The sequence below is a fragment of the Nonomuraea sp. NPDC049625 genome, from assembly GCF_040675285.1.
Lineage (GTDB): Bacteria > Actinomycetota > Actinomycetes > Streptosporangiales > Streptosporangiaceae > Nonomuraea > Nonomuraea angiospora_A.
This window is the reverse complement of the sequence record NZ_JBFAOQ010000004.1, coordinates 78,286-90,869: the sequence shown is the minus strand read 5'-3', so window position 1 is coordinate 90,869 and position 12,584 is coordinate 78,286. Positions and strand designations below refer to the sequence as shown.

At 70.7% G+C, this 12,584-nt stretch carries 10 protein-coding genes; all 10 read right to left on the bottom strand.

The window, feature by feature from the left end:
• Positions 1 to 49: 49 nt before the first annotated feature.
• Genes AB0J87_RS18890 through AB0J87_RS18845 form a run of 10 tightly spaced genes read right to left on the bottom strand, consistent with a single transcriptional unit; the run spans position 50 to position 12,582 of the window.
• Positions 50 to 1,363: a glycoside hydrolase family 28 protein gene (locus tag AB0J87_RS18890; protein ID WP_363966757.1), complete on the bottom strand. Its 1,314-nt coding sequence runs from the start codon at positions 1,361 to 1,363 to the stop codon at positions 50 to 52.
• Positions 1,360 to 3,411, bottom strand: coding sequence for a hypothetical protein (locus tag AB0J87_RS18885; protein ID WP_363966755.1), 2,052 nt, complete (start codon positions 3,409 to 3,411; stop codon positions 1,360 to 1,362). The genes AB0J87_RS18890 and AB0J87_RS18885 overlap by 4 nt, the downstream gene beginning before the upstream one ends.
• Complete coding sequence (locus tag AB0J87_RS18880) at positions 3,408 to 4,403, bottom strand: DUF5605 domain-containing protein (RefSeq protein ID WP_363966753.1); 996 nt, start codon at positions 4,401 to 4,403, stop codon at positions 3,408 to 3,410. Before AB0J87_RS18880 ends, AB0J87_RS18885 begins: the two co-directional genes overlap by 4 nt.
• A 2-nt stretch (positions 4,404 to 4,405) precedes the next feature.
• The gene (locus AB0J87_RS18875; protein ID WP_363966751.1) at positions 4,406 to 5,794 is read right to left on the bottom strand and encodes a DUF5060 domain-containing protein; all 1,389 of its coding nucleotides are present in this window, start codon (positions 5,792 to 5,794) and stop codon (positions 4,406 to 4,408) included.
• On the bottom strand, positions 5,791 to 7,233 hold the full coding sequence (locus AB0J87_RS18870; RefSeq protein WP_363966749.1) for an ABC transporter substrate-binding protein: 1,443 nt from the start codon (positions 7,231 to 7,233) through the stop codon (positions 5,791 to 5,793). The genes AB0J87_RS18875 and AB0J87_RS18870 overlap by 4 nt, the downstream gene beginning before the upstream one ends.
• A complete protein-coding gene (locus AB0J87_RS18865) occupies positions 7,230 to 8,411 on the bottom strand; it encodes a sialidase family protein (RefSeq protein ID WP_363966747.1) in 1,182 nt (393 codons plus the stop codon). The genes AB0J87_RS18870 and AB0J87_RS18865 overlap by 4 nt, the downstream gene beginning before the upstream one ends.
• The gene (locus AB0J87_RS18860) at positions 8,408 to 9,448 is read right to left on the bottom strand and encodes a sialidase family protein (protein ID WP_363966745.1); all 1,041 of its coding nucleotides are present in this window, start codon (positions 9,446 to 9,448) and stop codon (positions 8,408 to 8,410) included. Before AB0J87_RS18860 ends, AB0J87_RS18865 begins: the two co-directional genes overlap by 4 nt.
• The gene (locus AB0J87_RS18855) at positions 9,445 to 10,485 is read right to left on the bottom strand and encodes an oligopeptide/dipeptide ABC transporter ATP-binding protein (protein ID WP_363966743.1); all 1,041 of its coding nucleotides are present in this window, start codon (positions 10,483 to 10,485) and stop codon (positions 9,445 to 9,447) included. Before AB0J87_RS18855 ends, AB0J87_RS18860 begins: the two co-directional genes overlap by 4 nt.
• Positions 10,482 to 11,477 carry an ABC transporter ATP-binding protein gene (locus AB0J87_RS18850; protein WP_363966741.1) on the bottom strand — a complete coding sequence of 332 codons (996 nt, stop codon included), beginning with the start codon at positions 11,475 to 11,477 and terminating at the stop codon, positions 10,482 to 10,484. The genes AB0J87_RS18855 and AB0J87_RS18850 overlap by 4 nt, the downstream gene beginning before the upstream one ends.
• Positions 11,452 to 12,582: an ABC transporter permease gene (locus AB0J87_RS18845; RefSeq protein ID WP_355201089.1), complete on the bottom strand. Its 1,131-nt coding sequence runs from the start codon at positions 12,580 to 12,582 to the stop codon at positions 11,452 to 11,454. The genes AB0J87_RS18850 and AB0J87_RS18845 overlap by 26 nt, the downstream gene beginning before the upstream one ends.
• Positions 12,583 to 12,584: the final 2 nt, after the last annotated feature.

Sequence of the window (12,584 nt, the reverse complement as noted above, 5' to 3'; positions counted from 1 at the left end):
GCCTGACCACGGCCGTCGCCGCGCGCGCCCGGCCATACCTCCCAGGGACCTACTCCTGAGACGCGGCGGTCACCGTGACGCCGGTGACCGACAGGTCTTCGACGTGCTGTGCCACGTCGGCCCGGAGCACCCCGGTGAACGAGCTGTCCCTGATCGTGATCTCCCTCAGCGGCTGCTCGGGATACCCCCGCAGCAGGTACGCGCTGCGCGTCCGGTCGCTGCGCAGCCCCGCGACGTTGATGTTGCGGATGAGCGGCGCCTCGTCGCCGTTGTGACCGTCGCCGTGGTAGAGGTCGATCGAGACCGCCTCCTTGGTCAGCCCGCTGATCTCGATGTCCTTGACGAAGACGTTCTCCACGAAGCCGCCACGCACCGAGTTCGTCTTGATGTAGAGCCCGAAGTACAGGCCGGGCCCGCCCCAGCGGCAGCGGCGGACGAAGACGTTGCGGATCCCGCCGGTCGTGTCCGTGCCGATCGCGACCGAGCCGTACCGGTAACGCATGTCGCAGTCCTCGATCAGCACGTCCTCGCACGGCACCCCGACCCGCCGCCCGTCGGGGCCGCGCCCCGCCTTGATCGCGATGCAGTCGTCGCCCACGTCGAACACGCATCCCGAGATCACCACCGAGCGGCACGACTCGGGGTCGCAGCCGTCGTTGTTGGGGCCGCGCGAGTGGATCGTCACGTTCCTGACCAGGACGTTCTCGCAGCGTACGGGATGGATCTCCCACATGGGGGAGCGGACGATCCGCACGCCCTCGACCAGCACGTTGCGGCACAGGTACGGCTGGATCAGGTTGGGCCGCAGGTAGTGGCCCGCGCCGAACACGCGCTCCTCGACGGGCACGTTCCGCGCGGCCATCCGCTGCAGCGCGGCCCAGTCGTCGGCCTCGTGCGGCGTGCCCGGCCGCCAGCCGAACTCCGGCGTGCCCACCCACGGCCACCAGTGCTCGGGCCCCGCCCCGCCGTCGAGCGTCCCGGCGCCGGTGATCGCGATGTTCTCCTGGCCGTAGGCGTAGACGAAGGGGGAGTAGTTGTAGCACTCGATGGCCGAGAAGCGGGTGTAGACGGCGGGGAGGTAGTCGGCGGGGTCGGTGCTGAACAGGATCGTCGCGCCCGCCTCCACGTGCAGGTCCACGTTGCTGAGCAGGTGGACGGCGCCGGTGGGGTACGTGCCCGGAGGCACCCGCACGTGGCCGCCGCCCGCCTGGTGGCACGCCTCGATCGCGGCGTGGAACGCCCCCGTCCACGTGCCCCCCGAGCCGCCGAACTCCGTGAGGTCGAACCACCGGTCGGGGAACTCCGGCGGTCGCACGCGCTCGCGCAACTCGTCGGCGTACCGCCACGCCTCTTCCTCGTTCATGGAACCTTCCTCATGCGCAGCGCGTGGTAGAGGGGCAGCGCGATCACCCAGGACGGGTTCCACGTGTTCGCCTCGCCCTTGCGCTGCCAGTTGGTCTGGAAGAACCCCTCACCCTGCTCGCCGGGCGTCTCGAAGCCCCAGTCGCCGGGCTCGCGGCAGATGCCCTGGCCCATGGCGTGCAGGATCGTCTCGGCCCTGGCCGCGTACCCGGGCCGGCCGGTCAGCAGGCCGAACTCCATCAGCTCGGAGGTCGGGAAGAACACGTCGAGGTGGTGGTTCTGCACGCTGACCGACGGCCAGCCGCACGCCTTGAACCCGCGCCGCTCGAACGTGCTGCCCGCGTCGAACTCCGGCGACCACACGTAGACGAACGTCAGCAGCCAGTCCGCCGCCGCCTCCGCCCACCGCGCGTACAGGTCGCGGCCGGTGAGCCGGTAGAGCTCGAAGGCGGCCAGGAAGTAGTACATCCCGGCCTCCTTGTCCTCGCCGGAGGCGTCCAGCGTGGCGTGCGCGAACGGCCGCTCGAACGTGGCCGCGTGCAGCCGGTGATAGTGCCCCAGCACCTCCTCGGCCCGCCGCAGCCACACCCGCTCGCCGCTCAGCCGGTACGCGCCCAGCATGGCCTGGACGCAGGCGATGCCGGCCGCGCTGACCATCGCCGAGAACGGCCGCCCGTCCGGCGTCCAGCCGATCGGGACGATGCCCTCCTGGAGCCTGGTCCGCCAGAAGAAGGCGGCGGCCTCCTCCACCGCCTCCTCCCACGCGGGCGGGACCGGCAGCCCCGCCTCCCTGAAGTGCAGCGCGATCCCGGCCAGGTCCGCTACCGTCTCGCCGTGGGCGCGGCTGGAGACGAAGTCCGCGCCGTCCTTGCGGAACGTCTCCCACCGGCCCTCGTCGAGCAGGTACCGGCCGTGCCGCAGCCCTGGGGCCGGCGTCCGGCTGCCCTCGACGTAGAAGTCCGCCGCCCGGCGGGTCCGCTCCGGGCGGCCGAGCAGGGCGTCGCACAGCGCGAGCTTGAGGCACTGGCCGGTCCAGCCGTACAGGTACGACCGGGGCCGCCCGTGGCGGGTGCCCTCGTAGGCGAGGTAGCCGTGGCCGGTCCAGCGCGCGTCCATGGCGTTGGCCTTGAGCCGGACGATGTCCTCCCGGCCGAGCGGGCGGGCGCCCTCGTCCTCCGGGTGGATCCGCGTATGGACGAGCTTCCTGAAGCCGTGGCCGCGCGGCTCGACCGCGCCCCAGTCGAGCGTGTGCCTGGTGGTGATCGTCTCGCCCGGGGCCAGGGTCCGGTAGCCGATCGGGTCGTCCGCGACCTCCGCCTTGCTGACGTAGCAGACGTCGGGCCTGCCGTCGAACATGATCACGCCGGTCATGGCGGCCACCGTCAGGCCCGGGTACCTGATGACGCCCAGGGAGTCGTAGGTGACCCTGCCCTCCGCGTCGCGGCGGGGGGCAGGGTGGGCGAAGAGGCTGACGTACCGGCCGGACCAGGCGGCGTTGACGGCGGGGATGGGCAGGCGGTCCTGCTCGCACACGAACCCGCCGCCCGGCTCGACGCGGGGGACCCTGCGGTGGGGGTCGGAGGAGGGGTTGCCGTTGTAGAGGACGCCGGGCATGGTGACGTTCGCGTCGTCGGTGGGGAGGGGGAGCAGGAGGCCCGCCGCCACGTCGGTCACCTCGTGCTCGGAGTCGTTGTGCCAGGTGGCGGTGAGGGTGAGCAGGCCGCCGGGGGTGAAGGCCAGCTCCAGCCTGGCCCCGAGCGGCCCCGTCCGCGCCGTCACCACCAGGGCCTCGCCCCCGGGTGCGGCCCCGGGCGGCCCCGTCGCCACCAGAGGCTCGCCCAGGGGCGCGAGGTGGACGGAGCCCGGGTGCTCGATCCGCCAGGGGCGGCCGGTGGAGGCGGTGAGCAGGCCGCGCAGCGGCGCCCGCAGGTGCGGGCCGTCCGCGTCGCGGTGGCTCAGCCGCACCTCGGGGCCGCCCTCGCCGGGCACCACCTCGACGACCTTCCCGCCCGGCTCGGTGAGGGCGGCGACAACAGCGGACGCCGTCACGCGTGCCGCCTGAGGCGGACGGCCTGGGTCCCGGTGGCCGGCAGCGGGACCGTCAGCGTCCCGCCCTCCTGGACCCCCAGCGAGCCGACCGTCATCTCCCACGTGTCGATCACCTCGACCTCGTACCGCCCGGCCGGCACCTCGTACACCCGCTCAGGGAACCGGTGCTCGCCGCAGTACTCCAGGTAGAACTCCCCGGGCACCTCCAGCATCGGCGCGTCCCGATCCCGGTAACGCGCCTGCGCGGGCGTCTCGGCGATCACCTCCCGCAGCAGCCCCAGCCGCGCCACGGCCGCGCCCGCCAGCGTGCCGCCGGCCTCCGACCAGGTCAGTCCCTCGTCGTCGAGGTACGACTCCCCGTGCGTGACGTACCGGCGCCGCACCGACCCGTCCCAGGCCTGGGCGACGACCTCCTCGGGGGTCAGGCTGTGCCATGGATCGTCCGAGTCCCCCTCGTACCCGCACATGTCCATGAGCACCGGCTTGTGGTGGTCGCGCGTCAGCACCCAGGCGTCGCGCGGGCTGCGCGCGGCCACGCTCCCGTGCGTGAACGCGCGCCGCCACAGCAGCGGCGAGCCCGCCTCGGCGGTGATCGACAGCGGGTGGTGCCCGGGGTCCTCCTCGGCGACCAGATCCGCGAGACGTACCCAGTCGTGTTCGGAAATTTCGGGGAAAAGGGTGGGGTCGGCGGCCAGCGACCACCACACGTTCGCGTGCGCGGCCAGCCGCGGCACCACCTCCGCCACCAGGCGGGCGGCCGCGTCCACGTCCCCGATGCCGTCGGAGGGGTGCAGCAGGACCAGCTCGGCGGTCACGCCGATCGCGCCCAGCTCCGCCACCCGCTCCTCCAGCGAGTCCAGCGAGCACCGCGTCGCGAACGCCGCCATCCGCACCCGGTCGAACGGCGACGACTCCAGCGTGGCCAGCGTCCGCGCCCGCCGCTTCTCGCCCTGCAGGTGCCAGCCGAGCGCGGTAGTGGCCAGCGAAATCATGATCACACCCTCGTCATTCGCAGCGCCAGGTACGGCCGGCTTGGCAGCCCGACGCGCACCCGGTCCCGGTGCACCCCGTCCACCGGGGTGATCGTCATGTTCCAGGCGTCGATCAGCTCCACCTCGTGGTTCCCTTCCGGGAGTTCGACGGTCACGGAGGAGGGCTGCCGGCGCCCCAGGTAGCGCAGGTGCACGCCGTCGCGGCGGGCCTCCATGACCTCGCGCAGGAACGCGATCCTGGCCGGGCTCTGCCCGCGCAGCTCGCCGCCGTTGCCGACCCACGGCCGGCCCGGCCCGCCGGTCACCACCTCGCCGTGCCCGACGTACCCGCCGCGCACCATGCCCTCCCAGAACCGGTCCACCAGCTCGGGCCCGCTGATGTTGCCCCAGCGTTTGCCCGCGTCCCCCTCGTAGGAGATCTCGTCGATCACCACGGGCTTGGGGCACGTACGCAGCCACTCGTCCGTCAGCGTGGCGTCCCAGTGCTGCACGCTCTGGTGCGTCACCCACGGCTTGGTGAAGTCATACAGGGAGGCGACCTCGTACATCCGCGTCCCGTTGTGGATCGACCGCAGATGCTCGTACGGGTCCAGCCGCACGACGGTCCGCAGCAGGTCGTCCCAGTCGGCGACGGTCTTGGCGTGGTTGAAGTCGTACTCGTTGGCGACCGACCACCACACGTTCCGGTAGGCCGCCAGGCGGGCGACGACGTGGCTCAGGTACGCGTGATCGGCCTCGCGCCCCATGTCCTCCACCCCGCGCAGACCCTCGTCGTACGGGTGGAAGAGGATCACGTCGGCCTCGACCCCGATGTCCCGCAGGTCCCGGATGCGGGCCTCCAGGTGCCGGAAGAACACCGGGTTGAAGCGCGTCTTGTCCAGCCCGCCGGGGTCGTCTCCGGCGAAGGGCACCTCGGGCGGCGCCATCCGCCCGGTCGGCAGCACGCACATGCGGAGCTTGTTGAACGGCGAGGCCGCCAGCGTCCGCAGCGTCTCGCGCTCGCGCTCCTCGTCCATGTCGTGCGTCCAGTGGTAGCAGGTCGTCCCGAACGGCAGGTACGGCGTCCCGTCGGCGTACGCGAAGCCCGTCCCGACGGCCCGCACGGGACCGTGGTTGCCGGCGGACGCGGGCGTCACCTCGAAGCCGCCCGCGTGCCCGTCCAGCTCACTCACGTTGCTGACGGTCGTGAACCGCCACGGACCCACCGCGTCCGGCATGAACCGGACGCGGTAGACACCGTCGCCGTCGTAGAAGCCCTCGGCCTCCACGACGCGGTTGCGGTACTGGTACCGGGCCGACAGGCGAACCTCCGCGAAGGGGTTGCCGCCCGCCGGTCCGGCCAGCTCGATCTCGTGGACGCCCCAGCGCTCCACGGTGTCCGGAAAAATCACCAGTCCTTCCCGGCGGCGGCCTGCGCCTTGATGTAGGCGGGGATGTCCTGCTGCTCGGAGACGGTCAGCGACTGCTCGGCCGTCATGCCGTCACGCAGCACGTGCTGGCGGAAGACCGAGTACAGCGGCAGGTCCCAGAACTCGGTGTTCTGGTAGTTCGACACGGTGGCGTTCTCGCCCCAGTACACGCCCGAGGTGTCGATGCCGGCCAGCTCGGGGACGCTCTTGCCGAAGTTCGACACGACATTGTCGGTCTGCAGGACGGCCTTGATGCCCTGCTTGGACAGCTCGGTCTGGGCCTCCTCGGAGACCAGCCACTTGACGATCTGCAGCGCCTGCTCCTTCTTCGCCGAGGACGGCGGGATGAACGCGGCCCGGGTGTTCGGCTGGTAGATCGCCTTGGAGCCCCGCTTGAGCACCGGGATGGAGGTGACCCCGATGTCGACGTTCTTGGCCTGCTCCTTGAACGACTCCTCGTCCCCGTCCTCGATGAACAGCTCGCTGCCGGCGTACATGTTCAGTCGCGACAGCGTCTCGACCGCCATGGCCAGGTGCCCCGGCCGGCTCATGTCGCCCTTGAAGAAGTCGGTGACGGTGGTGAAGTCGTTGCGCGGGATCTCCAGGAAGCGGTACAGGTTCTCCACGTACTGCTTCCAGCCGTCGCCGCTGATGCTGACCTTCACCTCTTCGGGCTTCGGCTCCTCGCTCGTGGTGGGCTGGAACGGGTAGAGGCCGAGCTGGTTGAACTCCAGGTACTGGTCGGGGTGCTGCATGTAGCCCTTGTAGTGGTCCAGGCCGTCGTCCCTGGTCAGCTTCTTGGCCATGTTGTACGCCTCGTCGTACGTCATGCCGGGCTTGGGGTACTTCACCCCGAACTTGTCGAAGATCTTCTTGTTGTAGAGCAGCACGTGCTCGTCGATGAACAGCGGCACGCCGTAGACCCCGCCGTCGGAGCGCGACTTGACCAGCTCCACGCTGGCCTTGTTGAGCTTGCTCAGGTCGATGCCGGCCTTCTGGAGGTCGGGGGTGAGGTCGCCGACCCAGCCCATCGGCTCCAGGTCGCGGTCGATGCGGGACTTCGGGTCCTCGATGATGATGTCGGGGGTGACCCCGGCGCTCTTGAGGTTCTCGTAGCGTACGGGGAGGTCCCACGTCGCGTACTTGATCTTTACGCCGGGGAACGCGGCCCGCAGCCTGTTCCCGATGATCTCGTCGAAGACCCTGGTCCCCTGCCTGTTCCCGTCGACGCTCGACTCGAACGGCTTGTAGTTGGCGGCGAAGATGAACAGCTCGTCGTCACAGACGCTGAACGGCTGGTTGTACTTGTTGGGGACGTTCTTACACTCCCCAGTCGATGCGCCCGCCGAGGCGTTGGCGGGGGTGGCGACGACGGTCAGAGCGAGCGCGAGCAGCGCGAGCCCGCGGGTCTTGTGGTTCATTGTGACTCCCCCTTGGAAGGCGTGTAGCTGCACTGGCGCACGACATTCCGCCGGACGCCGCTCCTGAATTCGGTGATCGTGTGCTCGGGCCAGTTCGACAGCAGGCCCACGGCGTCACGCAGGTAGGACTCGTTGAAGACGACGTGCCGGATGTTGTTGCGGTTGTAGGAATAGACCATGTGGATGAAGCCGTCGCTGCTCTGCGTCATCACCGGATAGGTGAACTGCGGCCCCGACTGCGCCTCCACGTCGACGGAGTTCTCCCAGGTCCGGCCCTTGTCGGGAGACAGCGACACCCGCATGGGGGAGCGGTGCTCGACCCAGGGGTTGTAGGCCAGCACCAGCTTGCCGTCGTCCAGCTTGAGCGCGGCGATCCGCGAGTTCGGGTTGCCGATTGGCTCGGCCACCGGCGCGCTCCAGGTGCGGGCGAAGTCGGTCGACACGCTCTTGTAGATCGCGCCGTCGCCGGTGCGCATGTAGGCGACCAGCTTGCCCGGCTCCACCTCGACGACCGTCGGCTGGATCGAGCTCTTCGCCGTCCTGATCCAGCTCGTGTGCTCCTCCGGATACGCCTTCCACGTGCTCATGTCCTGGCTGAAGACGTAGAAGCCGGAGCTGGACCCCGCCTCGTCGTAGATCGGCAGCAGTACTTCGCCGTTGGACATGCGGATCGGGTTGGTGCCGACCATCCACCCCCACTCCTTGCGGATGTAGGTCGGCCGGCTCCAGGTGTGGCCGCCGTCGTCCGAGGTGATCAGCCGGATCGGGGCCTGTTCCCAGCCGTGTCCCTCGATCGTCACGAAGAACAGGTAGAGGCGCTTGCCGTCCGACCACAGCACCGGGTTGCCGTCGGCCTTGCCCGGCTCGTCGAACACCACCTCGGGCTTGGACCACGTCTTCTTGCCCACCGCCAGGCGCGACAGGTAGAGCGCCTGGTTGGGCGCACCTTCCGAGGTGCCGCCGTAGTAGACGGTCAGGATGTCGCCCGTCGGCGCCTGCGCGATCGCGGCCGCGTGCACCTTGGGCACGTTCGGGTCGGGGGCGGCCACGTCCTGGCGGCAGGCGTACGAGCCGGTCGGCTCCACCCGCACCACGCCGCCGCCGTCATCGGTGACGTACGACGGGACGGCCACGGCCACCGCCAGCGCGCCGTACAAGATGCTCTGCCTGAATCTCATGGCTGGTCAATCTCCAGATATTTGATGGTCTTCCGCAGGTAGGAAAAGGCGACGTGGAGGCGTCCGCCGCCGCCGTCGATGACGCTCGGGTAGGAGTAGCCGAGCTCGTTCTGCCAGTACTCGGGGTCGGCGTCCTGCAGCACCCGCCGGTGCGGCCACCGGGCGCCGCCGTCCTCCGACACCGCGAGGACCAGCGGGGTGCGCAGCGCCTTCCTGCGCCGCTCCCCGTTCTTGGTCACCCATCTGAACTGGTCGCGCTCCAGGCTCGCGTCGTTGTAGACGAGCGCGAGCCGGCCATCCACCCTCGTGAGCTGGACGGAGGAGTCGTTGTTCGGCAGGTCGGTCCGTTCGGGAGCCGACCACGTACGGCCGTCGGCGGAGTCCGAGGCGTGGACGCGGCCCGCCTTCCGGTCCCTGAACAGCGCGAGCAGCCGGCCGTCCGGCCGCCGCGCGATCGTCATCTGCACCAGGTCGCGGCTGCCGGGGACCGGGTGCTCGGCCCAGGTGAGCCCGCCGTCCGCGCTGACCTCGACGACGCTGCGGTCGCCGGAGGCGCCGCAGTGGTAGGCGGGCAGCAGCCAGGTGCCGTCGTCCAGGATCAGCGGCGGGTGCCGCACGAAGATCCCTGGCTCGGCGAGCAGCACCCGGGGTTCGCTCCACGTACGTCCGGCGTCCGCCGAGGTCCTGGCCACGACGTGCGCGCTCTTCTGGTCGTACGGCTCGCTGGAGGTGTGCAGCAGCCAGAGCAGCCCGTCCGCCTCGAACAGCACCGGGTTCTGCTCGCTGCGCTCCGGGTCGGCGGCGATCACCTGAGGCGGTTCCCAGCGGTCGCCGGCCAGCCGCGACAGCATGACGTCGGTGCCGGGGTGGCCCTCCTCGGGGCCGCTGAACCAGGTGCACAGCAGGTCGCCGCCCCGGGTGCGCAGCAGGTTGGCCGCGTGGTTGTCCGGGCCGTGCGGCGCGGGCAGCAGCGCCTCGCGCGCGCCCGGAAGGTCCGCCGACGGCCTGACGACGCCGTCGAAGCGCGGATCACTCATGCCTTCACCTCCCGTACGTCCGGGTCCGGCACGCCGCGCAGCTCCAGCTCCTCGGCCAGGTGGCAGGCCACCCGGCGGCCCCCGATCTCGCGCAGCGGCGGCGGCTCCGTACGGCAGGTGTCCCTGGCGTACACGCAGCGCGGATGGAACGGGCAGCCCGGCGGCACGTGCGCCGGGTCGGCGATGTCGCCCAGCAGCTTGATCCGCTCCCGGTGCCGCTTGGCCGCCGGGTCCGGGTCGGGCACCGCCGACAGCAGCGCCTCGGTGTACGGGTGCAGCGGCCGCGTGTACAGCTCCTCGGTGGGGCCCTGCTCGACGACCTTGCCGAGATACATGACCGCGACCACGTCCGAGACGTGCTCGACGATGCCCAGGTCGTGGCTGACGAACAGGTAGGCCAGGCCCGAGTCCTCCTGCAGGTCCCTCAGCAGGTTCAGGATCTGGGCGCGGACCGACACGTCCAGCGCGCTCACGGCCTCGTCGGCCACCACCAGCCGGGGTGACAGGGCCAGCGCCCGCGCGATCCCGACCCGCTGCCGCTCGCCGCCGCTGAAGGCGTGCGGGTAGCGGTTGGCGTACTCGGGGCGCAGGCCCACCCGGTCGAGCAGCTCGCCGACACGTTCGTCGATCTCCTCCTTGGAGCCGTACCTGTGCGCGCGCATCGGCTCGCCGATGATCTCGCGCAGGGTCTTGCGCGGGTTGAGCGAGGAGTGCGGGTCCTGGAAGATCATCCGCACCTGCGCCCGGTACGGCTTGAGCTCCTTCTCCTGCAGCCCCGCCACGTCGATGACCGAGCCGTCCGGCTGCCGGTAGAGCATGCGCCCGCCGGTCGGGTCGTGCGCCCGCACGATGCACCGGCCGAGCGTGGTCTTGCCGCAGCCGGACTCGCCGACCAGGCCGAGCGTGCTGCCGGGCTCGATGGCCAGGTCGACCTCGTCCACCGCCTTCACCGCGCCCACCTGGCGGCCCAGCAGCCCGCTGCGGATGGGGAAGTGCTTGGTCAGCCCCTCGATGCTGAGCAGGGGTTCCGTGCTCACGCTTCCTCCTCGTAGAGCAGGCAGGAGACCTCACGGTCGGCCATCGGGACCCGGCGCGGCAGCACGACGTCGCACTTCCCGGCCACGACGGAGTCGCAGCGCGGGTGGAACGGGCAGCCGTCCGGCCGCGCGTACGGCGGGGGCACCATGCCCTTGATGGCCGTCAGCCGGGTCCGCGAGGCCCGTCCGAGCCGGGGCATCGAGCGCAGCAGCGCCCGCGTGTACGGATGCCGGGGCGCGGCCAGCACCTGCTCGGCCGCCCCGTACTCCACGACCCGGCCCAGGTACATGACCGCCATGCTGTCGGCCACCTGCGCGGCCACCCCCAGGTCATGGGTGATCATCATGATCGCCATGCCGAAGTCCGCCTGCAGGTCCCGCAGCAGCTCCAGGATCTGCGCCTGGGTGGTCACGTCCAGCGCCGTCGTCGGCTCGTCGGCGATGAGCAGGCTCGGCCGGCAGGACAGCGCCATCGCGATCATCGCGCGCTGCCGCATCCCGCCGCTCAGCTCGAACGGGTACGCGTCCACCCGGCGCTGCGGCATGGGGATGCCGACCCGGTCGAGCATCTCGATCGCGCGCCGCCGGGCGGCGGCCTTGCCGACGTTCTCGTGCAGCCGGACCGCCTCGACGATCTGGCTGCCGATCGTGTGCACCAGGCTCAGCGAGGCCATCGGCTCCTGGAACACCATCGCGATGTCCCGCCACCTGACCTGCCGCAGCAGCCGGCGGTTCGCGCCGACCAGCTCGACGGGGCCGCTCTCGCGGTGCAGCGTGATCCGCCCGCCCTCGATGTGGCCCGGCGGGTCCACCAGGCGCAGGATCGAGCGGGCCATGACGCTCTTCCCGCAGCCGGACTCGCCGACGATGGCCAGCGTCTCGCCCTTGCGCACCCGCAGGTCCACGCCGTCCACCGCGCAGACCACGCCGTCGTCGAGCAGGAAGTGGGTGCGCAGGTCCTCGATCTCAAGCAGCACGTCGTCTGCGGCCACGCCGGACCCTCCTGTTCCCGTATGGGTCCGCCGCATCGCGCAGACCGTCACCGAAGAAGTTCATGGCCACCACGACCACCACCACCGCGACGCCCGGCGCCAGCAGCCAGGGGGCGTTCGCGACCACGCGGATGTTCTGGGCGCCCTCCAGCAGCACGCCCCAGCTCACCGCCGGCGCCTGCAGGCCGAGCCCGAGGAAGCTCAGGCTCGTCTCGCCGAGGATCATGCTCGGGATGGCCAGCGACAGCGACGCGATGATGTGGCTGGCGAACGACGGGATCATGTGCCGGAAGATGATCGACAGCCGGCCCACGCCGTCCAGCCGGGCGGCCATGACGAAGTCCTCCTCGCGCAGCGACAGGAATCGCCCGCGCACGTCCCTCGCCAGCCCGGTCCACCCGATCAGCGACAGGATCACCGTGATGGCGAAATACCTGGTCAGTGGCCCCCAGTCGGTCGGGAGCGCGGCCGAGAGCGCCATCCAGAGCGGCAGCGTCGGGATCGCGATCAGGAACTCGATGACCCGCTGCACGGCGTTGTCCACGCCGCCCCCGAAATATCCGGATATGCCGCCTATGAGCATGCCGAGTAAGAAGCTGGCCGCGACCCCCACCAGGCCGATCGACAGCGACACCCGGGCCCCGTGGATGAGCCTGGACAGCAGGTCGCGCCCGTTCTGGTCGGAGCCCAGCAGGAAGACCGGCTCGCCCTTGGTGACCGGGCCGATCAGGTGGAGGTCCGACGGGATCAGGCCCAGCAGCTCGTACTCGTCGCCGTGCACGAACAACCCGACGTCGATCCGCTGCCCGGGGTCCTCGGTGTAACGCTGCTCGTACGTCTTCGGGTCGCGCTCGGTGCGGTAGCCGTGCACGTACAGGCCGAGGTCGCCCGAGAAGCGCAGCACCTGCGGCGGCGCGTACGTCATCGACGTGTTCGCGGTCGAACTGGACATCGGCGCGAAGAACTCCGCGAAGATCGCCACGAAATACACCGGCACCAGGATGGCCATCCCGGCCAGCGCGAGCCGGTGCCTGCGGAACTGCCGCCACATCAGCCGCCACTGCGGCAGCGTTCCCACTTCCTTGGTCGGTCGCCTGAGGAACATGC

What these genes read in the sequence shown, in the direction of transcription:
- AB0J87_RS18890 (WP_363966757.1), bottom strand. Translation starts at nt 1,363, where the DNA reads ATGAACGAGGAAGAGGCGTGGCGGTACGCCGACGAGTTGCGCGAGCGC.
- AB0J87_RS18870 (WP_363966749.1), bottom strand. Translation starts at nt 7,233, where the DNA reads ATGAACCACAAGACCCGCGGGCTCGCGCTGCTCGCGCTCGCTCTGACC.
- AB0J87_RS18865 (WP_363966747.1), bottom strand. Translation starts at nt 8,411, where the DNA reads ATGAGATTCAGGCAGAGCATCTTGTACGGCGCGCTGGCGGTGGCCGTG.
- AB0J87_RS18880 (WP_363966753.1), bottom strand. Translation starts at nt 4,403, where the DNA reads ATGATTTCGCTGGCCACTACCGCGCTCGGCTGGCACCTGCAGGGCGAG.
- AB0J87_RS18860 (WP_363966745.1), bottom strand. Translation starts at nt 9,448, where the DNA reads ATGAGTGATCCGCGCTTCGACGGCGTCGTCAGGCCGTCGGCGGACCTT.
- AB0J87_RS18845 (WP_355201089.1), bottom strand. Translation starts at nt 12,582, where the DNA reads ATGTTCCTCAGGCGACCGACCAAGGAAGTGGGAACGCTGCCGCAGTGG.